Raw genomic sequence first — 22,252 nt, 5'->3', positions numbered from 1 at the left:
TTCGAAACCGCACAACAAACCAAGACAAACCAAAGCAAAGCAATGAAGCCGCTCCCTGCCCACGACACGGCGCGCAGGAGGCCGAGCACCACACAGGGGTCGGCATCCGGAGCACCACGCCGAAACGGCACGCGGAGCACGCGAGTCGCGGCAACGCCACACCCGCGCGCCCAGAGGGTCCGGGAGCAGGCTTCACGGTGTCGCAGGCCCTCTTTAGCGTATGAACGCCTTATGTCGTTATACGCCTGGGGGTGCCAATAGACGAACGCCCCGGTCGGCACGGGGTGTGCCGCCGGGGCGAACGTATCGAGCAGATGAGCAGGCGGATTAGCGCTTGCTGTACTGCGGGGCCTTGCGGGCCTTCTTGAGACCGGCCTTCTTGCGCTCGACCGCACGGGCGTCGCGGGAGAGGAAACCGGCCTTCTTCAGCGTCGGGCGGTTGTTGTCGACGTCCGCCTCGTTCAGCGCACGGGCCACACCGAGGCGCAGGGCGCCGGCCTGACCCGAGACGCCGCCACCCGAGATGCGGGCGATGACGTCGTAGCGGTTCTCGAGCTCGAGCACCTTGAAGGGCTCGTTGACTTCCTGCTGGTGCACCTTGTTGGGGAAGTAGTCCTCAAGGGTGCGACCGTTGATCTTCCACTTGCCGGTGCCCGGGACGATCCGGACGCGGGCAATGGCGTTCTTCCGACGACCGAGGCCGGCGGCGGGCTGCGGCTCGCCGAAGCGGGACGCCAGCGACTCGCTGGTGTACTCGCCCTCGACGGGAACCTCCGACTCGAAGGTGGTCACCTCGGCGAAAACCTCTTCGCCCTCGACCGGGTTCTCAACAGTGGTCTCGGCCACGATTCTCCTCAGATCTTTCTCTTGGTCTTAGGGGGAGGCCGGAACTACTGCGCGACCTGGCTGATCTCGTACGGGACCGGCTGCTGAGCAGCGTGCGGGTGCTGGTCACCCGCGTAGACCTTGAGCTTCGAGAGAACCTGTCGGCCCAGGCTGTTCTTGGGGATCATGCCCTTGATGGCCTTCTCGACGGCCTTCTCGGGGCTCTTCTCCAGCAGCTCGTCGTACCGGACCGAGCGGAGACCACCCGGGTACCCGGAGTGGCGGTACGCCATCTTCTGGGTCTTCTTGTTGCCGGACAGGTGGATCTTGTCGGCGTTGATGATGATGACGAAGTCGCCCATGTCCATGTGGGGGGCGAAGTTCGCCTTGTGCTTGCCTCGGAGGAGGTTCGCAGCCGTGGTGGCCAGACGGCCCAGGACGACGTCCTGGGCGTCGATGACGTGCCACTGGCGCGTCACGTCTCCGGGCTTGGGGCTGTACGTACGCACGGTCGTAGCCTTCGCTTCTTCAGTGAGTGAGTCCTGACAAGGCCACCCGACCGATCGCACCAGCCCTGGCGGCTCCACGGGGACGCAACCCGAGTGCCTGCCACTGGTCATCGGCCCGATGGACCGGCGTAAGGGCCCCTCGCGTGAGAACGACCAAGCCAATACGCATAACAGAGCAGGAGCGTACCGCCACCCCCCCGTCCGGGTCAAAATGCTCCGCCCCGGACACCGGCGGGGCCGCCCCCGCTCCCTCCGGGCTCAGCTGGCCGCAGACGGCGGCAGGAGCGCGGCCGGTGGACCGCCGGGCCGCGCGAGCGCCACCGTCGCCGCCTCCCCGCTCCCCCGCACCGCCGCCGCCCCCCGGCCCCCCTACGGGAGGCGGTGACACCCCTGCCGCCCGCCTCCCACCGCGCGAACGGCCCGGCTCACCGCGCCCGCTCGACCCGCCGCTCGTCCCAGACCGGCTCCTTCGACTCCCGCACGACACCGTTCGAGCCGAACACCAGGTACCGGTCGAAGGACCGCGCGAACCACCGGTCGTGCGTGACGGCCAGCACCGTCCCCTCGTACGCCTCCAGACCCGCCTGCAGGGCCTCGGCCGATTCCAGGTCCAGGTTGTCCGTCGGCTCGTCCAGCAGCAGCGCGGTCGTCCCGGCCAGCTCCAGCAGCAGGATCTGGAACCGGGCCTGCTGCCCGCCGGACAGCTTCTCGAACGGCTGGTCGCCCTGCCGCTCCAGTTCGTACCGGCGCAGCACCGACATCGCCCCGCCCCGGTCCTTGGCGTGCTCCGTCCACAGGATGTCCACGAGCGTGCGCCTCAACAGCTCCGGGTGGGCGTGCGTCTGCGCGAAGTGCCCCGGCACCACCCGCGCCCCCAGCTTCCAGTTGCCTGTGTGTGCCACCGGCTCGCCCGCGAGCAGCCGAAGGAAGTGCGATTTCCCGGAGCCGTTCGAACCGAGGACGGCGACCCGCTCCCCGTAGAAGACCTCCAGGTCGAACGGTTTCATCAGCCCGGTCAGCTCCAGGCCCTCGCAGGTCACCGCCCGCACGCCGGTCCGTCCGCCGCGCAGCCGCATCCTGATGTCCTGCTCGCGCGGCGGCTCCGGCGGCGGGCCCGCCTCCTCGAACTTCTTGAAACGGGTCTGCATCGCCCGGTAGCGGGACGCCATGTCGTCGCTGTTCGACGCCTGCTGGCGCAGCCGCAGAAGCAGCGCCTTCAGCCGGGCGTGCTCCTCCTTCCAACGACGCATCAGCTCCTCGAACCGGGCGAGCCGGTCCTTGCGCGCCTGGTGGTACGTGTCGAAACCGCCGCCGTGCACCCACACATCGCTGCCCGCCGGACTCGGCTCCACGCTGACGATCTTCTCGGCGGCGCGGGACAGCAGTTCGCGGTCGTGGGAGACGAAGAGGACCGTCTTGCGGGTCTCCTTCAGCCGCTCCTCCAGCCAGCGCTTGCCGGGGACGTCGAGGTAGTTGTCCGGCTCGTCGAGCAGCAGCACCTCGTCCGGCCCGCGCAGCAGCGCCTCCAGCACCAGCCGCTTCTGCTCCCCGCCGGACAGCGTGCGCACCTCGCGCCACTGCGCCTTCTCGTACGGGACGCCGAGCGCGGCCGTGGTGCACATGTCCCAGACCGTCTCGGCCTCGTAGCCGCGCGCCTCCGCCCAGTCGCTCAGGGCCTGCGCGTATGCCATCTGCGCGGCCTCGTCGTCCACGGTGAGGATCAGCTCCTCGGCCCGGTCGACGGTCAGCGCGGCCTCCCGGATGCGGGGCTGGGCCACGGAGACCAGCAGGTCCCGTACCGTGCGCTCGTCCCGGACCGACCCCACGAACTGCGGCATCACCCCGAGCCCGCCGCTCACCGACACCGAACCGCCGTGCGGCTGGAGCTCCCCGGAGAGCAGCCTGAGCAGCGTGGTCTTCCCGGCGCCGTTGGCACCGACCAGGGCGACCACGGCCCCGTCCGCCACCCGGAACGAGACGTCGGCGAGCAGCACCCGCCCGTCCGGCAGGTAGTACTCCAGGTGGCCCGCTTCTAGATGTCCCATGCGCAGCATTGTCACGGCTGCGCGATATCGGCCCAACCGGATTATCTTCCGGCCCCGCCGCTCCAGGACGAGCGGTACCAGTGCCAGGGCAGGCGACGTTTGCCCGTCAAGGAGCGCGTCCGGTGCGTGCTCTCGGTGTGCCGGCCGGAAACCCTGGTACTGGACGTACTCGGGTTTTCGGCCGGTGCGGCAAGAGGGCGTGCCGGACGTCGCGACGGGGCGAACGTTGCCTGATGCGGCACTAGGATGCGCCGCATGAGCTATGGGCAAGGGGGGCCCTCCTGGGGGCCCGGGGGCGCACCGACTCCGGACTGGGCAGCGCTCGCCGACGCGTCCGCGGCGCGGGGTCGCCGCAGGAAGTGGCTGCTGATCAGCGGCGGCGTCCTCGCCACCGCCGCGGTGGGCGCGATCGTGGCCACCGCGGTCGTCAGGTCCGGCAAGGGTGACACCGCCACCCCCGGCAAGAACGCGAGTCACCTCCCGGCGCCGGCCGACCTGCCCGACGAGACCACCGGGCCCGAGCCGTCCTTCTCCTCGGTGGCCCCGCCGCCCCCGCCGGACCCGAAGGACTACATATCCGACGCCGGGAAGGACAAGGCGCCCATCACCACCGACGCGTTCTTCCCCGGCAGGACGCTGACGATGGGCGACCGCGTCTACGTCAAGGGCGCGACCCACCGGACGGAGGACTGCGCCGCCCCCACCAAGGGCGGCCTGGGCCCTGTCCTCACCTCCAACGGCTGTGAGCAGCTCATCCGGGCCACCTACAGCAAGGACGGCGTCGCCGTCACCGTCGGCATCGCCGTCTTCCCCACCGAGGCCCGGGCCAGACGCGCGGCACAGCAGTCCACCGGCGGTGTCGCCGTGCTCGGCGGTTCCGGCGTACCGGCCTTCTGCCCCGCCGGAGCGGTCTGCCGTCGCACCTCCAACTCCTACGGCCGCTACGCCTACTTCTCCCTCACCGGCTTCACCAGCGGCAGGAACGTCACCACGGACGACAAGGACGCCTACACCGCCGGCGACGACCTGAGGAACTTCACGTTCCGCCAGATCCACCACCGCGGCGAGCTCCAGGCCTCCGCCGCGGCCACCGCCGAGACCGGCTGAGGCGGTTCGAAGAGCACACCCCTCGCCACCGCCGCCCCAACGGACGGGCCGAGGGCCCAGGCCGACCAGCGGGACCGGTCCGCTCCCCCGGCCCGGCACCGGTTGGAGGCCCCGGCCCGCACCGCTCTCAGCAGCAGCCCGCGTCGCCCCCGGCGCCGTTGGTGCCGTCCGCCCCGGGGAGCGTGCGCACGTTGCGCGCCTCCGCGGCCCGGGCAGCCAGCAACGCATCGGCCGGGTAGGCGACCTCCTCCAGCGTCAGGCCGTGCGGGCGCACCACGTGCACCCCGGGGTTCCGTACCCGTGCCGCCAGCACCCGGGCGGGCCACTCGGGAGAACGACGCCCGTCCCCGACGAAGAGCGCCGCGCCGATCAGCGCCCGCACCATGTTGTGACAGAACGCGTCGGCCTGCACGGTCGCCGTCAGGATGCCCGACGCCTCGTCCCGCACCCAGCTCAGCTTCTGGAGCGTGCGGATGGTCGTGGCGCCGTCGCGCTTCTTGCAGTACGCCGCGAAGTCGCGCTCGCCGGTCATCCGCGCCGCCGCCTCGTTCATGGCGTCGACGTCCAACGGCCTGTCGTGCCAGAGGACATGACCGCGCAACAGCGGATCCACCCCGCCGGGACGGTCGCAGACCCGGTACGCGTAGCGACGCCACAGTGCCGAGAAGCGGGCGTTGAACCCGGACGGGGCCTCGGCGATCCGCCAGATCCGCACATCGGGCGCCATCCGTCCGGCCATCCGCCGCAGCAGCTTGTCGCCGTGCTCGGCCCACACCTCGTCCGGCAGGTCCACATGGGCGACCTGCCCCCGCGCGTGCACCCCCGCGTCCGTGCGTCCGGCCACGGTCAGGTCGTACGTCCGTGTCGAACGGGTCACGGTCCGCAGCGCGTCCTCGATCTCGCCCTGGACGGTCCGCCGCCCGGTCTGTTTCGCCCAGCCGGAGAATTCCCTGCCGTCGTACGCCAGGTCCAGCCGCAACCGTACGAATCCGGGCTCCACCTCGTCACCCACCGTCACTCACCCACAGATCTCTTTCTGCCCCTGCCCACGGAACGGGCCCGCACCGCCCCGAAGGGTGATGCGGGCCCGTCCAGCGGTCTCAGAACGCTCAGGCGTCCTTGGACTCCGTGTCGGCGGACTCGGCGTCGGCCGGCTTGGCGTCCTCGACGGCCTCGGGGGCGGCCTCCTTCTTGAGGGCCTCCTCCTTGACCGCCCGCTTCGTGGCGGCCTCGGCCTCACCGGTGGCCTGCTGGGCCACGGTCAGCGCCTCGACCAGCTCGATCACGGCCATCGGGGCGTTGTCGCCGCGACGGGGACCGATCTTGGTGATGCGGGTGTAACCACCGGGGCGGTTCTCGTACCGCGGGGCGATCTCGGTGAAGAGCGTGTGGACGACGCTCTTGTCCGTGATCGACTGCAGCACCAGGCGACGGTTGTGGATGTCGCCCTTCTTCGCCTTGGTGATGAAGCGCTCGGCGACCGGACGCAGGCGGCGGGCCTTGGCCTCGGTCGTCGTGATGCGGCCGTGCTCGAACAGCGCCTTCGCGAGGTTGTTCAGAAGCAGCTTCTCGTGCGCGGCGCTGCCGCCCAGACGGGCACCCTTGGCGGGCTTCGGCATGGTTCTTCTCCTTGTGTGCTGCACCGGCCGTGTCAGGTACCGGTGTCAGTTCCCGCGCGGCGGACGCCACGCGGGAGATTCAGATCAGGCCCCTTCCGGCGATGAGGGCCAGGGCCCGAACCCCGGTCCGGGCACCCGTGGATCCCGGGCGCCTCGGACCGGAGGCAGCTCAGTACTGCTCGGTCTCCGCGAAACCGGCGTCCGCGTCGTCATCGGCACCGAAGGCGTCCGCGGCGGCCGTCGGGTCGAATCCGGGAGGGCTGTCTTTGAGCGCCAGGCCCATGCCGGCCAGCTTCGCCTTGACCTCGTCGATCGACTTCGCACCGAAGTTGCGGATGTCGAGCAGGTCGGCCTCGGAGCGGGCCACCAGCTCGCCCACCGAGTGGATGCCCTCGCGCTTGAGGCAGTTGTAGGAACGGACCGTGAGCTCCAGTTCCTCGATCGGCAGGGCCAGATCGGCGGCGAGCGCGGCGTCCGTCGGGGACGGGCCCATGTCGATGCCCTCGGCGTCGATGTTGAGCTCGCGCGCCAGGCCGAACAGCTCGACCAGGGTCTTGCCCGCCGACGCCATGGCGTCGCGCGGCCGCATGGCCTGCTTGGTCTCGACGTCGACGATCAGCTTGTCGAAGTCGGTGCGCTGCTCGACACGGGTCGCCTCGACCTTGTACGTGACCTTGAGCACCGGCGAGTAGATGGAGTCGACCGGGACACGGCCGATCTCCTGGCCCGCCTGCTTGTTCTGGACGGCGGAGACGTAGCCGCGACCGCGCTCGACGGTCAGCTCCATCTCCAGCTTGCCCTTGCTGTTCAGCGTGGCCAGGACCAGGTCCGGGTTGTGGACCTCGACGCCGGCCGGCGGGGCGATGTCGGCGGCGGTGACCAGGCCCGGGCCCTGCTTGCGCAGGTACATCACGACCGGCTCGTCGTGCTCCGAGGAGACGACCAGCTGCTTGATGTTGAGGATGAGGTCGGTCACGTCCTCCTTGACGCCCGGCACGGTGGTGAACTCGTGCAGGACCCCGTCGATCCGGATGCTGGTGACGGCGGCACCGGGGATCGAGGAGAGAAGCGTGCGGCGGAGGGAGTTGCCGAGGGTGTATCCGAAGCCCGGCTCCAGCGGCTCGATCACGAACCGCGAGCGGAACTCGTCAACGACCTCTTCGGTCAGCGACGGGCGCTGAGCGATAAGCATGTTGTGTTCCTTCAGTCGTGGGCGCCCACTATTTGACGCCCCCAGGTACTGACAAGGGTACGGGCGGTACGCCCCGAAGAGGGGCCATACCGCCCGGACCCGTGGTGCCTACTTCCGCGCAGACCTCAGACGCGACGGCGCTTGGGCGGCCGGCATCCGTTGTGCGGGGTGGGGGTGACGTCCTGGATCGAGCCGACCTCCAGGCCGGTGGCCTGGAGCGAGCGGATCGCGGTCTCACGGCCGGAGCCGGGACCCTTCACGAAGACGTCGACCTTGCGCATGCCGTGCTCCTGCGCGCGGCGGGCGGCCGACTCGGCGGCCATCTGCGCGGCGAAGGGGGTGGACTTGCGCGAGCCCTTGAAGCCGACGTGGCCGGCCGAGGCCCAGGAGATCACGTTGCCCGAGGGGTCCGTGATCGAGACGATCGTGTTGTTGAACGTGCTCTTGATGTGCGCGTGGCCGTGAGCGACGTTCTTCTTTTCCTTGCGACGCACCTTCTTGGTTGCGCCCTGACGTCCCTTGGGGGGCATGTCTTGACTCCAGATGGAGAGGGGAGGTGATCGGTCCTACAGCGAAGACCGCTGGCTGCTGCGGGTCCCGGTGGTCCCGGCGACCGCAGTGCGTCCGCTGAGGACTACTTCTTGCCCGGCTTCTTCTTGCCGGCGATCGCGCGACGCGGGCCCTTGCGGGTACGAGCGTTCGTGCTGGTGCGCTGGCCGTGGACCGGGAGACCGCGGCGGTGACGCAGACCCTGGTAGCAGCCGATCTCGACCTTGCGGCGGATGTCGGCCTGGACCTCGCGGCGGAGGTCACCCTCGGTGCGGAGGTTGGCGTCCACGTACTCGCGGATCTTGACCAGTTCCTCTTCGGCCAGGTCGCGAACACGGGTGTTCGGGTTCACGTCGGTGGCGGAGAGGATCTCCTTGGACCGGGTGCGCCCGATGCCGAAGACGTAGGTGAGGGCGACCTCCACGCGCTTGTCGCGCGGGATGTCAACACCTGAAACGCGTGCCATTCAATGGCTCCAGTTGTCGTGTCGGGGGTCTTCCACAGAGCCGCTCCCGACCGCCGACCCCTCGTGTCGAGAGGTGGTACGTCCGGGTCCCCGGCCCCCGCCGGAGGTGCCGTCAGCCGAAGCTTGGACGGACTCTGCGTATGTACGTTGTTGCGTGCGTCGCGCGAAGTGCTGCGAGATGCAGGCGGTCGTGCGTCAGCCCTGGCGCTGCTTGTGGCGCAGGTTGTCGCAGATGACCATGACCCGGCCGTGGCGGCGGATCACCTTGCACTTGTCGCAGATCTTCTTGACGCTCGGCTTGACCTTCATGGGATGTCAGGTTCTCCGGGTCGGTGCCATCACCGCGGTGGAGCGCGGTGCGGGCGAGATCTACTTGTAGCGGTAGACGATCCGGCCACGCGTCAGGTCGTAGGGAGACAGCTCCACGACGACCCGGTCATCCGGAAGGATACGGATGTAGTGCATCCGCATCTTGCCGCTGATGTGCGCGAGGACCTTGTGACCGTTCTGGAGCTCCACCTTGAACATGGCGTTCGGGAGGGACTCGATCACGGTGCCCTCAATTTCGATGGCACCTTGCTTCTTGGCCACGCTTCGCCCTTCGAATCGGCTACCTTGACCGGCTTCCGGCATCGGATGTGGACATGTGGACACACGGATGCACGAGAGCCGACGCGTCAGTCTACGCCAGCGGACCCCAAAAGACGAATCCGTCAAGTTTGCCCACGGGAGTAGATCCTTATACCTCCGCAAGGAGGTCGAATCGCCCCATCACCCTCCCACCCCGGAGGAGCCCGGCGTGCCGGACCGTCCGGACGGGAACCGGCCCCCCGCGACGGGCCGCCGCACGTTCCCCCGATCGGACGGGGGCGAGGCCACGGCGCGGAGCACCGACCGGCCGGTGCGAGGCCGCCTCGGGCGCCCGTGCACGCGCCGGACGCGGAGGTCAGCCCAGCGGGTCCGGCGCGACCTCGATGCCGTACTGGGCCAGCTTCGCCCGCCCGCAGTCCGGGGCGGTCAGCACCAGCGGGCCCTCCTCGGTGAGGGCGATCGAGTGCTCCCAGTGCGAGGACCAGGTGCCGTCCGTCGTGATCACGGTCCAGTCGTCCTGGAGCACCTCGGTCTTCGCCGTCCCGAGCGAGACCATCGGCTCGATCGCCAGACAGACGCCGGGCACCAGCCGGATGCCCTTGCCGCGCTTGCGCGCGACGTAGTTCAGCAGGTGCGGGTCCATGTGCATCTCGGTGCCGATGCCGTGGCCGCCGTAGTCCTCGATGATCCCGTACTTGCCGGTGGCGGGGCGGGGCTGGCGCCGGATGTAGGACTCGATCGCCTTCGAGATGTCGACGAGGCGGTTGTTCACCCTCATCGCGGCGATACCGGCCCACATGGACTCCTCGGTCACCCGGGAGAGCTCGACCAGCTCCGGTGCGTGACCGGTGCCCACGAAGGCGGTGTACGCGGCGTCGCCGTGCCAGCCGTCGACGATCGCGCCGGCGTCGATGGAGATGATGTCGCCGTCCTTCAGGACGGTCTTGTCGTCCGGGATGCCATGGACGACGACCTCGTTGACCGAGGTGCAGATGGTCGCGGGGAACCCGCCGTACCCCAGGAAGTTCGACTTCGCGCCGTGGTCGGCGATCACCTTGCGGGCCACCCGGTCCAGATCCGCCGTGGTGGCGCCGGGGACCGCCGCCTCCCGGGTGGCCGCGTGAATGGCAGCGACCACGAGGCCCGCCTCACGCATCTTGGCGATCTGCTCCGGGGTCTTGATCTGCACCATGCTGCGGCGCCTCTCTGCATCGTTGGGGGACGGGTGCGGCGTACTCAACGATACGGCGCACGCAGTCGGCCGCGGCGCCCGAGGGCGTCGCGGCCGACTGCACGAATACTGCGTACTGCGGGGTCTTGCTCAGTCCTTGTCGGACTTCAGCGCCTCCATCGCGCGCTCGGTCACATCGGTGACCTTGCCGAGCGCGGAGATGGTGACCACCAGGTTCTGTGCCCGGTAGTAGTCGATGATCGGCTCGGTCTGCGTGTGGTAGACCTCCAGCCGGGTGCGGACCGTCTCCTCGCTGTCGTCGTCGCGCTGGTACAGCTCACCGCCGCAGACGTCGCAGACGCCCTCGATCGCCGGCGGGTTGTACGCGACGTGGAAGACGTGCGAACCGTCGTTCCGGCAGATCCGGCGGCCCGCGATGCGCTTGACCACCTCGTCCTCGGGGACCTCCAGGTCCAGGACCGCGTCCAGCTCGGTGCCCTCGTCCTTGAGCATGGCGTCGAGGGCCTCGGCCTGTCCCACGTTCCGCGGGAAGCCGTCCAGCAGGAAGCCGTTCTCTGCGTCCGGCTGGGACATGCGGTCCTTGGCCATCCCGATGGTGACCTCGTCCGGAACCAGCTGCCCCGCGTCCATGTAGGCGCGGGCCTGCTTGCCCAGGTCCGTGCCCTGACTGATGTTGGCGCGGAACAGATCACCCGTGGAGATCTGCGGAATCGACAGATTCTTGGCAAGGAACGCAGCCTGCGTACCCTTGCCGGCACCGGGCGGTCCGACGAGGACGATTCGCATCAGCGGAGGAACCCTTCGTAATTGCGCTGCTGGAGCTGACTTTCGATCTGCTTCACGGTCTCCAGACCCACACCCACGATGATCAGGATGCTCGTCCCGCCGAACGGGAAGTTCTGATTGGCACCGCCGAAGCCTGCCAACGCCATTGTCGGCACCAGAGCGATCAGGCCCAGATACAGCGAGCCCGGCCAAGTGATCCTGTTGAGCACGTAGCTCAGGTACTCGGCAGTAGGTCGACCAGCCCGGATACCCGGGATGAACCCACCATACTTCTTCATGTTGTCGGCGACTTCCTGGGGGTTGAACGAAATCGCCACGTAGAAGAAGGCGAAGAAGACGATCAGGAGGAAGTACGCGGTGATGTAGTACGGGTGGTCGCCCTTGACGAAGTTGTCCCGGATCCAGGTCGCCCAGGCCGCGTTGGAGTTGGAGAACTGCACGATCAGGGCCGGAATGTAGAGCAGCGAAGAAGCGAAGATGACGGGGATCACACCCGCCTGGTTCACCTTCAGCGGGATGTATGTCGAGGTGCCGCCGTACGACCTGCGGCCGATCATGCGCTTCGCGTACTGCACCGGAATGCGGCGCTGGGCCTGCTCGACGAAGACGACGAGCCCGACCATCACGAAGCCGATCAGGATGACGGTGCCGAACTCGATCCAGCCGTCGGCGAGCTTGCCGGTGGTCTTGATGGTCCACAGGGCGCCCGGGAAGCCGGCGGCGATCGAGATGAACATCAGGATCGACATGCCGTTGCCGATGCCGCGGTCGGTGATGAGCTCACCGAGCCACATCACGGTCGCGGTGCCCGCGGTCATCGTCAGCACCATGATGACGGTGGTGAAGACCGACTGGTTCGGCACGATCTGCTCGGCGACGGGGCAGCCGCTGAACAGCGCGCCGCTGGTGGCGGTGGCCACCAGGCCCGTGCCCTGGAGGACGGCGAGCGCGATGGTCAGATAACGCGTGTACTGCGTGATCTTGGCCTGGCCCGTCTGCCCCTCCTTCTTGAGCGCTTCGAGCCGGGGGATCACCACGGTCAGCAGCTGGAGAATGATGCTGGCCGTGATGTAAGGCATGATGCCGAGCGCGAAGATGGTGATCTGGAGCAGTGCGCCACCGCTGAACATCTGCATCAGACCGAGCAGCCCGCCCGCACCGGCGTTGTCGATGCACATCTGGACCTTCGCGTAGTCCACTCCGGGAACCGGGACGTGGGCCCCGAGCCGGTAGATCACGATGATGCCCAGCGTGAAGAGCAGCTTCTTGCGCAGGTCGGGCGTCTTGAACGCTCGGGCGAACGCGGTGAACACGGTGCCTCCTGCGACCCCCGCGCAATGCGTCAGAGGCGACGGGTCTGGTGGGTTCGGATACCAGGACAGCCCTACATGGTAGGAGGCTGCCCGAAGATTAACGGCGCCAGCCTACCCGTCCGGATATTGCACGGGAAACATGCGCCGTGCACCCGGCACGGCCTGTCACACCTGTCGGGGAGCACGGAAACGCCCTGAACCCACACCATTCCGGCACGGGCGGGCGGCGGTGGGCCTCCCGGCGACGGTCCGACCCCCGGCCGGGACGCTTCCCCGTTCGCCGCCTCCCCCGCTCACCTACCACAGCGACGGCGCGTCGGCGGGCCGGCCCGGACGTGCGAGGGGCGGCGACGGGGTGCTGGGCGAACACACCGAACCCGGCCCGGCGGGCTCCGCCCCGCTCCTCTCCCCCTTCCCGCGGGCCCCGGCACCCCATCCGGACGGCGCTCCTCCATTTCCCTCGGCGGCGTGGGCGACGGGCCCGTCCGGAGCCCCCGTCCCGGGAAATCCCCCATTTCTCGGCCATCGCGGGAACATCACCATCAACTTAAGTTGATGATCAATTGCACCTATGAGAGCAGTGACAGAAATCATTCCCGCACCACAGAATTGAGCCGGGAAGCGCCGGTGATCGGAGCTTCCGGAAATGTTGCACGGAGGGGAATCACATGAAGTACAGGTCATTGACCGTAGGAATAGCCACCGCAGCAGCCCTGACCCTCGCCGGCGGGGCCACCGCACAGGCGGCCGGAGAAACTGCCGCCGAATCGACGGCCGTGACCGCAGAAGCCACCACGGACAACACGATGGCAGCCAAGGCGGCCCTCTGCACCCTGTGGCTCGGTAAGCCCGGGAAGACCTACGGACCGGCCCCTTTCTACGCGCTGGGCACCTACAAGACCGTGAACAACTGCAACGCCCACGCGCTCATCGCGACGCTGCAGTACCACCGCTGGCACGGCTGGACCGCTCTCAAGAGCGACTCCTGGGTGGGCAACAGGAAGGCCACCAACCTGAAGTGGAACTGCACCGGCCAGGGGAACCACAACTACCGGATGTCCGGCGTGGTCAACCCCAAGAACGGTACGAACGTCGGCTACGGCAACGGGCCCTCCAACCGCTTCACCTGCTGACGCCCCCAGCCACGTGCCCCGGCCCGGCGTCCCCGAGCCGCGCCGGACCGGGCCACCGACAGGGCTGATCAGTTGTTCCCGGCCGGGCGGCACAGAAAGGCCGCCCGGCCGGGGCCGTTCGTCGCGCGCCCCGCCCCGGATCGCGTCCGTCGAGGTCACCGGCCGAAAGGCGCACGCCTCACCCAGAGCCGGGGGCCGCCCCGCCCCATCGAAGAGCCCGGCCGGCCGGTCCCGCCCCGCGCCGGAACGAAAGGACGATGCGTGAACAAGAAGATCCTGGCGGGTCTCGGCACGCTCCTCGCTGCCGCCTGCACCGCCTGTTCGACGGCGGACGAAGGAGGCGGGGACGCTCCCGGCGTGACACGGATCGCCTTCTCCGAATCCGCCACCTTCTCCGCCACCGGCCTCTCGGAGGAGGATCCCGCTCCCCGCGACATCGTCGTATTCGCCGCGCACAAGGGCGACAAGGTGAGTCGGCTCAGATTCCTGACGAGTTCCGCGGACCAGCCCCTGGAAGAGCGCTACTGGACCGCCGACTCCCCTGAATCCGTGAAAATCCGCGACTGGACGAGCTGCAAGGAAATCTCCGACGCGATGCCGCCGCCCACGCCCTCGACGCCGGAATCCGTCACCGAGCAGTTCTTCGGCCCTTCCCGTATCCCCGGGGACGCACGGCGGAACGGAGACGGGGAATACACATGGTCCACGACCGAATCCCTCGTGACGACGGAATACACCGACCACGGCGGAGATTTCCCCGATCGGACCGTGAAAATAATAGGTCCCACGGGCGAACTGGCCGGCACCATCCAGAACGGAAAAGTCGGGGATGTGCGGGAGTTCCCCGGATGGCGCGATGACTGGAAGACTTGTGCGCCGCACGGCTGATGACGGCCCGACACGGCGACCGCACACATGCCCCATGACGGAATGACGGTCTGCCACCACGACCGCGCACAGGCCCGCATGACGGAATGACGGTCTGCCACCACGACCGCACCTATGTCCCCATGACGGAATGACACCCTCCGCGGCACGCCGTCTCCCCAACACCGCCGCCACCGCTCCCATCGGACGGCCTCACCGGCCCATGGCTCGCTCACCTCCCGGACGTTCGAGCGGGCGGCTATGCCCACAGCAGGAAATATTCAAACAAGTGGACGATTCTTCGTCCTGTCCCTACCGTGACCCCGGTGGCACTCCGTGATCATGACCAGTCATGGAGTGGCGCCGTTTCACGCTGCGATCGTTCAGTCATGGGGGCATGGACTTGAAGAACTCGAAGCAGATCACCGTGGTCGTCGTCGATGACGATCCGATGGCCAGAGTGGGGACCCATCATGTGGTCAACGCCTTCTCCGGCACTCAGGTCGTCACCACCACTCCGGGCGGCCGTGCTCTCTCCACGCTGGAGGAGCACGCTCCGAACCTCGTGCTGGTGGGCGCCGGCACCGCTTCCCCGGACCACAACCCGTCCTTGTTCGAGCAGATCCTCCGTTCCGGACACCATGCGGTGCTCCTCTTCGGAATCACCGGTCCGTGCTTCGGGCTCACTCCCGAACTGGTGGCGGCGGGACTGTCCGGCGCACTGCTGAGCAATGCCGCACCCGAGGAATTCGAGCGGGCGATCCGCACCGTACACGCGGGATATGTCTGCTATCCCAGGGCCGCGACCGATGAACTGGTGCACCGCCGGGTGCTCTTCCCCGACCTCTCACCCCGGGAACGCGAGGTGCTCGACCTCCTGGCCGACGGGTTCAGCAACCGTCGCATCGCCCGCGCGCTGGGGGTCAAGGAAGCCACCATCAAGGTGTATGTGACACGGGTGCTGGAGAAGCTGAACGTGGAGAGCCGACTGCAGGCGTGTCTGAGGGCGCGCGGGTTGCCCGTACGCGCCCTCTGACCGATCGCGCAGGACGCACCGCTTCGACCGCCCGGCACGACGAGCCCACCCACCGGAACCCCGGAACGACTCACTGGCTTCCAGAACAGACAGCTTCCAGGACAACGAAAAGAGCCCGGCCGGCCACCTCCTGCGAGGTGGCCGGCCGGGCCCGAAGTGTCGCTCCGCTCAGACGAGCTCGGTGACGCTGCCGCCGGCGGCGGCGATCTTCTCCTTGGCGGAGCCGGAGACGGCATCGACCGTCACCTGCAGCGCCACGGAGATCTCGCCCTGGCCGAGGACCTTGACGAGGTGGTTGTTGCGCACCGCACCCTTGGCGACCAGGTCGGCCACGGTGACCTCGCCACCCTCGGGGTAGAGGGCCGCGAGACGGTCCAGGTTCACGACCTGGTACTCGGTGCGGAACGGGTTCTTGAAGCCCTTGAGCTTCGGGAGACGCATGTGGAGGGGCATCTGCCCACCCTCGAAGCGCTCCGGAACCTGGTAGCGGGCCTTGGTGCCCTTGGTGCCACGACCGGCGGTCTTACCCTTGGACGCCTCACCACGGCCCACACGGGTCTTGGCGGTCTTGGCACCCGGGGCAGGCCGGAGGTCATGGGCCTTCAGCGGCTTGTTCTCCGCCATGTCAGTCGACCTCCTCGACCGTCACGAGGTGGCGGACGGTGTGCACCATGCCGCGGAACTCGGGGCGGTCCTCCTTGACGACCACGTCGTTCAGGCGCTTGAGCCCGAGCGAACGCAGGGTGTCACGGTGGTTCTGCTTGCTGCCGATGTACGACTTCGTCTGCGTGATCTTGAGGCGGGCCATCACACACCCGCCCCGGCACGCGCACGAAGCAGAGCCGCAGGGGCGACGTCCTCGAGCGGCAGACCGCGGCGGGCCGCGATCTCCTCGGGACGCTGCAGGCCCTTGAGCGCTGCCACGGTCGCGTGCACGATGTTGATCTGGTTGTCGGAGCCGAGCGACTTCGACAGGATGTCGTGAACGCCGGCGCACTCCAGGACGGCGCGCACCGGGCCACCGGCGATCACACCGGTACCGGGGGAAGCAGGCTTGAGCAGGACGACGCCCGCGGCCTTCTCGCCCTGGATCGGGTGCGGGATGGTGCCCTGGATGCGGGGGACCTTGAAGAAGTTCTTCTTGGCCTCCTCGACGCCCTTGGCGATGGCCGCGGGAACTTCCTTGGCCTTGCCGTAGCCGACACCGACGGTGCCGTCACCGTCGCCCACCACGACCAGCGCGGTGAAGCTGAAGCGACGACCACCCTTCACAACCTTGGCGACACGGTTGATCGCGACGACACGCTCGACGTACGCGGTCTTCTCGGCGGCAGCTGCGCCGCCGTCACGGCCCTTCCGGTCCCGCCGCTCGCCGCCACCGGCACCGCTGCCGCGGCGCTGGGGTCCAGCCATTGGATTTACCTCTCTCTGTTACGTCCGCTGTGCGTAGGAACCGGGGCTCAGAACTTCAGCCCGGCTTCACGGGCGGCGTCAGCCAGAGCGGCAATCCGCCCGGCGTACTGGTTGCCGCCGCGGTCGAACACGACAGCCTCGACGCCGGCGGCCTTGGCGCGCTCAGCGACCAGCGCGCCGACGTGCTTGGCCTGGGTGCTCTTGTCGCCCTCGCCACCGCGGATGGAGACGTCCAGGGTCGACGCCGACGCGACCGTGTGGCCCGCGATGTCGTCGATGACCTGGGCCACCATGTGGCGGTTGGACCGCGTCACGACCAGACGGGGACGCTCCGGCGTACCCGAGATGTGCTTGCGGACACGGATGTGGCGACGCTTGCGGGCGGCACGCTTGTAGGCGTCGCCCTTGGCGATCTTCACGCCGTATGCCATGGCTACTTACCAGCCTTTCCGACCTTGCGGCGGATGACCTCGCCGGCGTACTTGACGCCCTTCGCCTTGTACGGGTCGGGCTTGCGCAGCTTGCGGATGTTGGCCGCGACCTCGCCCACCTTCTGCTTGTCGATGCCCTCGACCGACAGCTTGGTCGGGGAGTCGACCTTGAAGGTGATGCCTTCCGGCGCCTCGATGACGATCGGGTGGCTGTATCCGAGGGAGAACTCCAGGTTGGAGCCCTTCGCCTGGACGCGGTAACCGACACCGCTGATCTCGAGCGCCTTGGTGTATCCCTGGGTCACACCGGTGATCATGTTCGCCACCAGCGTGCGGGACAGGCCGTGGAGGGCCTTGTTCTGACGCTCGTCGTTCGGGCGGGTGACGTTCACGACGCCGTCCTCACCCTTGGTGACCTCGATCGGCGCCGCGACGGTGTGCGTGAGGGTGCCCTTGGGGCCCTTCACGGCGACCGTACGGCCGTCGATGGTGACGTCCACACCGGCGGGAACCTGGATGGGGAGCTTGCCGATACGCGACATGAGCTATTCCTCCGTTCCCGACTACCAGACGTAGGCGAGGACTTCCCCACCTACGCCCTTCTTCTGCGCCTGCTGGCCGGTCAGGAGACCGTGGGACGTGGAGATGATCGCCACGCCCAGGCCGCCGAGGACCTTCGGCAGGTTGGTGGACTTTGCGTAGACACGCAGACCCGGCTTCGAGATCCGCTTGATGCCGGCGATCGAACGCTCGCGGCTCGGGCCGAACTTCAGCTCCAGGACGAGGTTCTTGCCGACCTCGGCGTCCTCGACCTTCCAGCCGGTGATGAAGCCCTCCTGCTGGAGGATCTCCGCGATGTGCGACTTGATCTTGCTGTGCGGCATCGACACCGTGTCGTGGTACGCCGAGTTCGCGTTCCGCAGACGCGTGAGCATGTCTGCGATCGGATCAGTCATGGTCATGAATTGGCCTTCGGCCTCTCTCGCCGGGGTTTCCTGTATGCGCCATCCCTCTCCCCGCTCAGAGGCGGGACGGGTGCGGTGCGGGGACCTACGGCGTAGTAAGTCGGTCATGGGCGGCAGGCGCCCAACCCCGCAAGCCTACGGCATGCGAGGCGGGGCTCCCGCCGACCAGATACTTACCGAGAGCTTCCGTGCAATTCCCAACGCCCTGGGGGCGGAAGGGAATTACCAGGAGCTCTTGGTCACGCCCGGCAGCTCGCCGCGGTGAGCCATCTCACGAAGGCACACGCGGCACAGGCCGAACTTGCGGTAGACGGAGTGGGGCCGGCCGCAGCGCTGGCAGCGCGTGTACGCGCGAACGCCGAACTTCGGCTTGCGGGCGGCCTTAGCGATCAGAGCCTTCTTCGCCACGGTCAGTTCTCCTTGAACGGGAAGCCGAGGTGACGAAGGAGGGCACGACCCTCGTCGTCGTTGGTCGCCGTGGTCACCACGGTGATGTCCATGCCCCGGACCCGGTCGATCTTGTCCTGGTCGATCTCGTGGAACATGACCTGCTCCGTGAGACCGAAGGTGTAGTTGCCACGGCCGTCGAACTGCTTCGGCGACAGACCGCGGAAGTCGCGGATACGCGGCAGCGCGAGCGACAGCGTACGGTCCAGGAACTCCCACATCCGGTCACCGCGGAGGGTGACGTGGCAGCCGATCGGCTGCCCCTCGCGCAGCTTGAACTGCGCGATGGACTTGCGGGCCTTGGTGACGGCCGGCTTCTGACCGGTGATCGTGGTGAGGTCGCGCACGGCGCCGTCGATCAGCTTGGAGTCGCGGGCGGCGTCGCCCACACCCATGTTGACCACGATCTTGACCAGGCCGGGAACCTGCATGACGTTCTCGTAGGAGAACTCCTCACGCAGCTTGCCGGCGATTTCCTCGCGGTAGCGCGTCTTGAGACGCGGCGCAGTGGTGGCAGTCATCAGATGTCCTCACCGGTCCGCTTGGCAACGCGGATCTTGTTGCCCTCGTCGTCAAAGCGGTAGCCGACGCGGGTGACGACCTTCTTGCCGTCCTTCTCCACGACCAGCTGCACGTTGCTGACGTGAATCGGGGCCTCGGTGGTGACGATGCCGCCGGTCTGCGAACCGCGAGCCGTCTGACCGGCCTTGGTGTGCTTCTTGACCCGGTTGACACCCTCGACGAGGACACGGTCCTGAGCCGGGTAGGCCACGATGACCTTGCCCTGCTTGCCCTTGTCCTTACCGGTGATGACCTGGACCAGGTCGCCCTTCTTGATCTTCATGTTTACAGCACCTCCGGCGCGAGCGAGATGATCTTCATGAACTTCTTCTCGCGCAGTTCCCGGCCCACCGGGCCGAAGATGCGGGTGCCGCGGGGGTCGCCGTCGTTCTTCAGAATGACGGCGGCGTTCTCGTCGAAGCGGATGTACGAGCCATCCTGACGACGACGCTCCTTGACGGTGCGAACGATGACGGCCTTGACGACGTCACCCTTCTTCACGTTGCCACCGGGGATCGCGTCCTTGACGGTGGCGACGATGACGTCACCGATGCCCGCGTAGCGGCGACCCGAACCACCGAGAACACGGATGGTGAGGATCTCCTTGGCACCCGTGTTGTCGGCGACGCGAAGTCGCGACTCCTGCTGGATCACGTCTATCTCCTGATCGTCTGCCGGTTCCCGGCGGGGGCCGCCCCGTCTCCGGAGCGGACCCCACCGAGCCTGGCGGAACTCGCCTGAGGGGGATGCCCCTCAGGAATTACTTGGCCTTCTCGAGGATCTCGACGACGCGCCAGCGCTTCGTCGCGGACAGCGGCCGGGTCTCCATGAGGAGGACACGGTCGCCGACGCCCGCGGCGTTCTGCTCGTCGTGGGCCTTCAGCTTGTTCGTACGGCGGATGACCTTGCCGTACAGAGCGTGCTTCACGCGGTCTTCGACGGCGACGACGACGGTCTTGTCCATCTTGTCGCTGACGACAAGACCCTCACGGGTCTTGCGGAAGCCGCGGTCGGTGTTGGTCTCAGTCACAGTCTTCTCGCTCATCAGGCGCTCTCCACCGTCTCGATGCCCAGCTCACGCTCGCGCATCAGGGTGTAGATCCGGGCGATGTCCTTACGGACGGACTTGAGCCGGCCGTGGTTCTCAAGCTGCCCGGTCGCCGCCTGGAAGCGGAGGTTGAACAGCTCTTCCTTGGCCTCGCGGAGCTTGTTGAGCAGCTCCTCGTTGCCCAGCTCGCGCAGCTCGGACGCCTTGGTTCCGGCCGACATCACGCCTCACCTGCCTCGCGCCGGACGATGCGGCACTTCATCGGAAGCTTGTGAGCAGCGCGGATGAGCGCCTCACGAGCAATCTTCTCGTTCGGGTAGGACAGTTCGAACATCACCCGACCCGGCTTGACGTTCGCGACCCACCACTCGGGAGAACCCTTACCGGAACCCATGCGGGTCTCGGCGGGCTTCTTCGTCAGGGGGCGGTCCGGGTAGATGTTGATCCAGACCTTGCCGCCACGCTTGATGTGGCGGGTCATCGCGATACGAGCCGCCTCGATCTGGCGGTTCGTCACGTACGCCGGGGTCAGCGCCTGGATGCCGTACTCGCCGAACGCAACCTGCGTACCACCCTTGGACATACCGCTGCGCTTCGGGTGGTGCTGCTTGCGGTGCTTGACCCTACGGGGGATCAGCATTTCGGTCAGGCCTCCGTTCCGGTGCTTTCGGCGGCCGGAGCGGCAGCGGCGGGAGCCTCGGCCTTGGGGGCCTCGGCCGGGGCCGACTGCTGCTGCGGCTTGCGACCGCGACCGCGCTCGCCGCCACGGCCGCGACCGGCCGGACGGTCGGCGCCACGGGCCGGACGGTTGCCGGCACGGGCAGCGGCGTTCTCGGCGCGGACCTCGGCGATGTTCTTGACGTCGCCCTTGTAGATCCAGACCTTCACACCGATGCGGCCGAAGGTCGTCTTGGCCTCGAAGAAGCCGTAGTCGACGTTCGCGCGGAGCGTGTGCAGGGGCACACGGCCCTCGCGGTAGAACTCCGAGCGGGACATCTCGGCGCCACCGAGGCGGCCACCGCACTGGATCTTGATGCCCTTGGCGCCGGCCTTCATCGAGCTCTGCATGCTCTTGCGCATGGCACGACGGAAGGAGACGCGGGAGGACAGCTGCTCGGCGACGGCCTGGGCCACCAGCTGGGCGTCCACCTCGGGGTTCTTGACCTCGAGGATGTTCAGCTGGACCTGCTTGCCGGTGAGCTTCTCCAGCTCGCCGCGGATGCGGTCGGCCTCGGCGCCGCGGCGGCCGATGACGATGCCCGGGCGGGCGGTGTGGATGTCAACGCGGACGCGGTCGCGGGTGCGCTCGATCTCCACCTTGGAGATGCCGGCCCGCTCCATGCCCTTCGTCATCATGCGACGAATGGCGACGTCTTCCTTGACGTAGTCCTTGTACAGCTTGTCGGCGTACCAGCGGGACTTGAAGTCCGTGGTAACCCCGAGCCGGAACCCGTGCGGGTTTACCTTCTGGCCCATTACCGGGTTCCTTCCTTGCTGCTGACGACCACGGTGATGTGGCTGGTCCGCTTACGGATCCGGTAGGCACGGCCCTGGGCGCGCGGACGGAACCGCTTCAGGGTCGGGCCCTCGTCCACGTACGCCTCGCTGATGAACAGCGACGTGGCGTCCGTGTGGTCGTAGTTGTGTGCGGCGTTGGCGATGGCGCTGTCCAGCACCTTGCCAACCGGCACGCTCGCGGCCTGCGGGGCGAAACGCAGGACCGCCTGAGCCTCCGTGGCGTCCATGCCACGGATGAGGTCCACCACGCGGCGGGCCTTCATGGGCGTGACGCGGATGTACCGCGCCTGGGCCCTGGCTTCCATGGTTGTCCCTTCGGTGTAAGTCATCAGTCGTTCCACTCCGCGGTCAGCGGCGCTTCGACTTCCGGTCGTCCTTGACGTGGCCGCGGAAGGTGCGAGTCGGCGAGAACTCGCCGAGCTTGTGGCCGACCATCGACTCGGTGACGAACACCGGGACGTGGATCTTGCCGTTGTGCACCGCGATGGTGTGGCCCAGCATCGCCGGGACGATCATCGAGCGGCGGGACCAGGTCTTGATGACGTTCTTGGTGCCTGCCTCGTTCTGCGCGTCCACCTTCTTGATGAGGTGGCCGTCGACGAAGGGCCCCTTCTTGAGACTGCGCGGCATCTAAACCCG

At 67.9% G+C, this 22,252-nt stretch carries 33 protein-coding genes; 4 read left to right on the top strand and 29 right to left on the bottom strand.

Annotation, left to right across the window (positions count from 1 at the left end; all coding sequences use genetic code 11):
- Positions 1-327: 327 nt before the first annotated feature.
- The 3 genes from rpsI to ACIHCL_RS06875 form a co-directional block, all read right to left on the bottom strand.
- Entirely contained in the window at positions 328-846 is a 519-nt protein-coding gene (rpsI, locus tag ACIHCL_RS06885; protein ID WP_399857733.1) for a 30S ribosomal protein S9, read from the bottom strand.
- 44 nt (positions 847-890) lie between these two features.
- Positions 891-1,334: a 50S ribosomal protein L13 gene (rplM, locus tag ACIHCL_RS06880; protein ID WP_399857731.1), complete on the bottom strand. Its 444-nt coding sequence runs from the start codon at positions 1,332-1,334 to the stop codon at positions 891-893.
- 425 nt (positions 1,335-1,759) lie between these two features.
- Complete coding sequence (locus ACIHCL_RS06875; RefSeq protein ID WP_399857728.1) at positions 1,760-3,379, bottom strand: ATP-binding cassette domain-containing protein; 1,620 nt, start codon at positions 3,377-3,379, stop codon at positions 1,760-1,762.
- Between the two features lie 255 nt (positions 3,380-3,634).
- Here ACIHCL_RS06875 and ACIHCL_RS06870 point away from each other — a divergent pair, with 255 nt between their 5' ends.
- Positions 3,635-4,486: a hypothetical protein gene (locus ACIHCL_RS06870; RefSeq protein WP_399857725.1), complete on the top strand. Its 852-nt coding sequence runs from the start codon at positions 3,635-3,637 to the stop codon at positions 4,484-4,486.
- A 127-nt stretch (positions 4,487-4,613) separates the two neighbouring features.
- Here the strand turns inward: ACIHCL_RS06870 and truA are convergent, their stop codons facing one another.
- From truA to secY, 10 genes are all read right to left on the bottom strand, one after another.
- Positions 4,614-5,498: a tRNA pseudouridine(38-40) synthase TruA gene (gene truA / locus ACIHCL_RS06865; RefSeq protein WP_399857722.1), complete on the bottom strand. Its 885-nt coding sequence runs from the start codon at positions 5,496-5,498 to the stop codon at positions 4,614-4,616.
- A gap of 97 nt (positions 5,499-5,595) precedes the next feature.
- A complete protein-coding gene (gene rplQ / locus ACIHCL_RS06860; protein ID WP_399857719.1) occupies positions 5,596-6,105 on the bottom strand; it encodes a 50S ribosomal protein L17 in 510 nt (169 codons plus the stop codon).
- 169 nt (positions 6,106-6,274) lie between these two features.
- Positions 6,275-7,297 carry a DNA-directed RNA polymerase subunit alpha gene (locus tag ACIHCL_RS06855; RefSeq protein ID WP_399857716.1) on the bottom strand — a complete coding sequence of 341 codons (1,023 nt, stop codon included), beginning with the start codon at positions 7,295-7,297 and terminating at the stop codon, positions 6,275-6,277.
- Positions 7,298-7,422: 125 nt separating this feature from the next.
- On the bottom strand, positions 7,423-7,827 hold the full coding sequence (rpsK, locus tag ACIHCL_RS06850) for a 30S ribosomal protein S11 (RefSeq protein WP_125496499.1): 405 nt from the start codon (positions 7,825-7,827) through the stop codon (positions 7,423-7,425).
- A gap of 104 nt (positions 7,828-7,931) precedes the next feature.
- A complete protein-coding gene (rpsM, locus tag ACIHCL_RS06845; protein WP_399857713.1) occupies positions 7,932-8,312 on the bottom strand; it encodes a 30S ribosomal protein S13 in 381 nt (126 codons plus the stop codon).
- 195 nt (positions 8,313-8,507) lie between these two features.
- Positions 8,508-8,621 (bottom strand): 50S ribosomal protein L36, encoded by a 114-nt coding sequence (gene rpmJ / locus ACIHCL_RS06840; RefSeq protein ID WP_003956441.1) that lies wholly within the window; start codon positions 8,619-8,621, stop codon positions 8,508-8,510.
- 60 nt (positions 8,622-8,681) lie between these two features.
- A complete protein-coding gene (gene infA, locus ACIHCL_RS06835; protein ID WP_003956442.1) occupies positions 8,682-8,903 on the bottom strand; it encodes a translation initiation factor IF-1 in 222 nt (73 codons plus the stop codon).
- 355 nt (positions 8,904-9,258) lie between these two features.
- On the bottom strand, positions 9,259-10,095 hold the full coding sequence (gene map, locus ACIHCL_RS06830; RefSeq protein ID WP_399857710.1) for a type I methionyl aminopeptidase: 837 nt from the start codon (positions 10,093-10,095) through the stop codon (positions 9,259-9,261).
- A 129-nt stretch (positions 10,096-10,224) separates the two neighbouring features.
- Positions 10,225-10,881, bottom strand: a complete 657-nt coding sequence (locus tag ACIHCL_RS06825) for an adenylate kinase (protein WP_399857707.1) — start codon at positions 10,879-10,881, stop codon at positions 10,225-10,227.
- Positions 10,881-12,194, bottom strand: coding sequence for a preprotein translocase subunit SecY (gene secY, locus ACIHCL_RS06820; RefSeq protein WP_399857704.1), 1,314 nt, complete (start codon positions 12,192-12,194; stop codon positions 10,881-10,883). Before secY ends, ACIHCL_RS06825 begins: the two co-directional genes overlap by 1 nt.
- Before the next feature lie 668 nt (positions 12,195-12,862).
- On the opposite strand from secY, the gene ACIHCL_RS06815 reads away from it, so the two are divergent.
- The 3 genes from ACIHCL_RS06815 to ACIHCL_RS06805 all read left to right on the top strand — a co-directional run bounded on the left by ACIHCL_RS06815 (position 12,863) and on the right by ACIHCL_RS06805 (position 15,230).
- The gene (locus tag ACIHCL_RS06815; protein ID WP_399857701.1) at positions 12,863-13,327 is read left to right on the top strand and encodes a hypothetical protein; all 465 of its coding nucleotides are present in this window, start codon (positions 12,863-12,865) and stop codon (positions 13,325-13,327) included.
- Between the two features lie 261 nt (positions 13,328-13,588).
- Positions 13,589-14,215, top strand: coding sequence for a hypothetical protein (locus ACIHCL_RS06810; RefSeq protein WP_399857699.1), 627 nt, complete (start codon positions 13,589-13,591; stop codon positions 14,213-14,215).
- A 376-nt stretch (positions 14,216-14,591) separates the two neighbouring features.
- The gene (locus tag ACIHCL_RS06805; RefSeq protein ID WP_399857696.1) at positions 14,592-15,230 is read left to right on the top strand and encodes a response regulator transcription factor; all 639 of its coding nucleotides are present in this window, start codon (positions 14,592-14,594) and stop codon (positions 15,228-15,230) included.
- A 168-nt stretch (positions 15,231-15,398) separates the two neighbouring features.
- On the opposite strand, the gene rplO is transcribed toward ACIHCL_RS06805, so the two are convergent.
- The 16 genes from rplO to rpsS all read right to left on the bottom strand — a co-directional run bounded on the left by rplO (position 15,399) and on the right by rpsS (position 22,243).
- Positions 15,399-15,854 carry a 50S ribosomal protein L15 gene (gene rplO / locus ACIHCL_RS06800; RefSeq protein ID WP_399857694.1) on the bottom strand — a complete coding sequence of 152 codons (456 nt, stop codon included), beginning with the start codon at positions 15,852-15,854 and terminating at the stop codon, positions 15,399-15,401.
- 1 nt (position 15,855) lies between these two features.
- Positions 15,856-16,038 carry a 50S ribosomal protein L30 gene (gene rpmD, locus ACIHCL_RS06795; RefSeq protein WP_005313525.1) on the bottom strand — a complete coding sequence of 61 codons (183 nt, stop codon included), beginning with the start codon at positions 16,036-16,038 and terminating at the stop codon, positions 15,856-15,858.
- Positions 16,038-16,643 (bottom strand): 30S ribosomal protein S5, encoded by a 606-nt coding sequence (gene rpsE, locus ACIHCL_RS06790; RefSeq protein WP_073786792.1) that lies wholly within the window; start codon positions 16,641-16,643, stop codon positions 16,038-16,040. Before rpsE ends, rpmD begins: the two co-directional genes overlap by 1 nt.
- Before the next feature lie 47 nt (positions 16,644-16,690).
- Positions 16,691-17,074, bottom strand: a complete 384-nt coding sequence (gene rplR / locus ACIHCL_RS06785; protein WP_399857691.1) for a 50S ribosomal protein L18 — start codon at positions 17,072-17,074, stop codon at positions 16,691-16,693.
- 2 nt (positions 17,075-17,076) lie between these two features.
- On the bottom strand, positions 17,077-17,616 hold the full coding sequence (gene rplF, locus ACIHCL_RS06780) for a 50S ribosomal protein L6 (RefSeq protein ID WP_399857688.1): 540 nt from the start codon (positions 17,614-17,616) through the stop codon (positions 17,077-17,079).
- Positions 17,617-17,637: 21 nt separating this feature from the next.
- A complete protein-coding gene (gene rpsH, locus ACIHCL_RS06775) occupies positions 17,638-18,036 on the bottom strand; it encodes a 30S ribosomal protein S8 (protein WP_399857685.1) in 399 nt (132 codons plus the stop codon).
- 225 nt (positions 18,037-18,261) lie between these two features.
- Positions 18,262-18,447 (bottom strand): type Z 30S ribosomal protein S14, encoded by a 186-nt coding sequence (locus tag ACIHCL_RS06770; protein WP_003956452.1) that lies wholly within the window; start codon positions 18,445-18,447, stop codon positions 18,262-18,264.
- A gap of 2 nt (positions 18,448-18,449) precedes the next feature.
- Positions 18,450-19,007, bottom strand: a complete 558-nt coding sequence (gene rplE, locus ACIHCL_RS06765; protein WP_006126888.1) for a 50S ribosomal protein L5 — start codon at positions 19,005-19,007, stop codon at positions 18,450-18,452.
- Positions 19,007-19,330: a 50S ribosomal protein L24 gene (gene rplX / locus ACIHCL_RS06760; RefSeq protein ID WP_073786786.1), complete on the bottom strand. Its 324-nt coding sequence runs from the start codon at positions 19,328-19,330 to the stop codon at positions 19,007-19,009. The genes rplE and rplX overlap by 1 nt, the downstream gene beginning before the upstream one ends.
- A 2-nt stretch (positions 19,331-19,332) precedes the next feature.
- Entirely contained in the window at positions 19,333-19,701 is a 369-nt protein-coding gene (gene rplN / locus ACIHCL_RS06755; protein ID WP_003966950.1) for a 50S ribosomal protein L14, read from the bottom strand.
- A 106-nt stretch (positions 19,702-19,807) separates the two neighbouring features.
- Positions 19,808-20,092, bottom strand: a complete 285-nt coding sequence (gene rpsQ, locus ACIHCL_RS06750; RefSeq protein ID WP_030977953.1) for a 30S ribosomal protein S17 — start codon at positions 20,090-20,092, stop codon at positions 19,808-19,810.
- Positions 20,092-20,316, bottom strand: a complete 225-nt coding sequence (gene rpmC / locus ACIHCL_RS06745) for a 50S ribosomal protein L29 (protein ID WP_015035581.1) — start codon at positions 20,314-20,316, stop codon at positions 20,092-20,094. The genes rpsQ and rpmC overlap by 1 nt, the downstream gene beginning before the upstream one ends.
- Entirely contained in the window at positions 20,316-20,735 is a 420-nt protein-coding gene (gene rplP, locus ACIHCL_RS06740) for a 50S ribosomal protein L16 (protein WP_399857681.1), read from the bottom strand. The genes rpmC and rplP overlap by 1 nt, the downstream gene beginning before the upstream one ends.
- Positions 20,736-20,740: 5 nt before the next feature.
- The gene (rpsC, locus tag ACIHCL_RS06735) at positions 20,741-21,571 is read right to left on the bottom strand and encodes a 30S ribosomal protein S3 (RefSeq protein ID WP_399857679.1); all 831 of its coding nucleotides are present in this window, start codon (positions 21,569-21,571) and stop codon (positions 20,741-20,743) included.
- Entirely contained in the window at positions 21,571-21,918 is a 348-nt protein-coding gene (gene rplV, locus ACIHCL_RS06730; protein ID WP_055536779.1) for a 50S ribosomal protein L22, read from the bottom strand. Before rplV ends, rpsC begins: the two co-directional genes overlap by 1 nt.
- A 43-nt stretch (positions 21,919-21,961) precedes the next feature.
- The gene (gene rpsS / locus ACIHCL_RS06725) at positions 21,962-22,243 is read right to left on the bottom strand and encodes a 30S ribosomal protein S19 (RefSeq protein ID WP_283853425.1); all 282 of its coding nucleotides are present in this window, start codon (positions 22,241-22,243) and stop codon (positions 21,962-21,964) included.
- Between the last annotated feature and the right edge of the window lie 9 nt (positions 22,244-22,252).

Origin of the sequence: Streptomyces sp. NPDC052042 (assembly GCF_044548345.1) — a bacterium.
Taxonomy (GTDB): Bacteria; Actinomycetota; Actinomycetes; order Streptomycetales; family Streptomycetaceae; genus Streptomyces.
Note: the sequence above shows the minus strand (reverse complement) of the source record. Positions and strands in the feature narration are given on the sequence as shown.

Excerpts from the sequence above, each read along its gene's own strand:
- ACIHCL_RS06875 (WP_399857728.1), bottom strand. The coding sequence starts at position 3,379 with ATGGGACATCTAGAAGCGGGCCACCTGGAGTACTACCTGCCGGACGGG.
- ACIHCL_RS06870 (WP_399857725.1), top strand. The coding sequence starts at position 3,635 with ATGAGCTATGGGCAAGGGGGGCCCTCCTGGGGGCCCGGGGGCGCACCG.
- rplQ (WP_399857719.1), bottom strand. The coding sequence starts at position 6,105 with ATGCCGAAGCCCGCCAAGGGTGCCCGTCTGGGCGGCAGCGCCGCGCAC.
- ACIHCL_RS06855 (WP_399857716.1), bottom strand. The coding sequence starts at position 7,297 with ATGCTTATCGCTCAGCGCCCGTCGCTGACCGAAGAGGTCGTTGACGAG.
- rpsK (WP_125496499.1), bottom strand. The coding sequence starts at position 7,827 with ATGCCCCCCAAGGGACGTCAGGGCGCAACCAAGAAGGTGCGTCGCAAG.
- rpsM (WP_399857713.1), bottom strand. The coding sequence starts at position 8,312 with ATGGCACGCGTTTCAGGTGTTGACATCCCGCGCGACAAGCGCGTGGAG.
- rpmJ (WP_003956441.1), bottom strand. The coding sequence starts at position 8,621 with ATGAAGGTCAAGCCGAGCGTCAAGAAGATCTGCGACAAGTGCAAGGTG.
- map (WP_399857710.1), bottom strand. The coding sequence starts at position 10,095 with ATGGTGCAGATCAAGACCCCGGAGCAGATCGCCAAGATGCGTGAGGCG.
- ACIHCL_RS06825 (WP_399857707.1), bottom strand. The coding sequence starts at position 10,881 with ATGCGAATCGTCCTCGTCGGACCGCCCGGTGCCGGCAAGGGTACGCAG.
- ACIHCL_RS06815 (WP_399857701.1), top strand. The coding sequence starts at position 12,863 with ATGAAGTACAGGTCATTGACCGTAGGAATAGCCACCGCAGCAGCCCTG.
- ACIHCL_RS06805 (WP_399857696.1), top strand. The coding sequence starts at position 14,592 with ATGGACTTGAAGAACTCGAAGCAGATCACCGTGGTCGTCGTCGATGAC.
- rplO (WP_399857694.1), bottom strand. The coding sequence starts at position 15,854 with ATGGCGGAGAACAAGCCGCTGAAGGCCCATGACCTCCGGCCTGCCCCG.
- rpmD (WP_005313525.1), bottom strand. The coding sequence starts at position 16,038 with ATGGCCCGCCTCAAGATCACGCAGACGAAGTCGTACATCGGCAGCAAG.
- rpsE (WP_073786792.1), bottom strand. The coding sequence starts at position 16,643 with ATGGCTGGACCCCAGCGCCGCGGCAGCGGTGCCGGTGGCGGCGAGCGG.
- rplR (WP_399857691.1), bottom strand. The coding sequence starts at position 17,074 with ATGGCATACGGCGTGAAGATCGCCAAGGGCGACGCCTACAAGCGTGCC.
- rplF (WP_399857688.1), bottom strand. The coding sequence starts at position 17,616 with ATGTCGCGTATCGGCAAGCTCCCCATCCAGGTTCCCGCCGGTGTGGAC.
- rpsH (WP_399857685.1), bottom strand. The coding sequence starts at position 18,036 with ATGACCATGACTGATCCGATCGCAGACATGCTCACGCGTCTGCGGAAC.
- rplE (WP_006126888.1), bottom strand. The coding sequence starts at position 19,007 with ATGACTGCCACCACTGCGCCGCGTCTCAAGACGCGCTACCGCGAGGAA.
- rplX (WP_073786786.1), bottom strand. The coding sequence starts at position 19,330 with ATGAAGATCAAGAAGGGCGACCTGGTCCAGGTCATCACCGGTAAGGAC.
- rpsQ (WP_030977953.1), bottom strand. The coding sequence starts at position 20,092 with ATGAGCGAGAAGACTGTGACTGAGACCAACACCGACCGCGGCTTCCGC.
- rpmC (WP_015035581.1), bottom strand. The coding sequence starts at position 20,316 with ATGTCGGCCGGAACCAAGGCGTCCGAGCTGCGCGAGCTGGGCAACGAG.
- rplP (WP_399857681.1), bottom strand. The coding sequence starts at position 20,735 with ATGCTGATCCCCCGTAGGGTCAAGCACCGCAAGCAGCACCACCCGAAG.
- rpsC (WP_399857679.1), bottom strand. The coding sequence starts at position 21,571 with ATGGGCCAGAAGGTAAACCCGCACGGGTTCCGGCTCGGGGTTACCACG.
- rplV (WP_055536779.1), bottom strand. The coding sequence starts at position 21,918 with ATGGAAGCCAGGGCCCAGGCGCGGTACATCCGCGTCACGCCCATGAAG.
- rpsS (WP_283853425.1), bottom strand. The coding sequence starts at position 22,243 with ATGCCGCGCAGTCTCAAGAAGGGGCCCTTCGTCGACGGCCACCTCATC.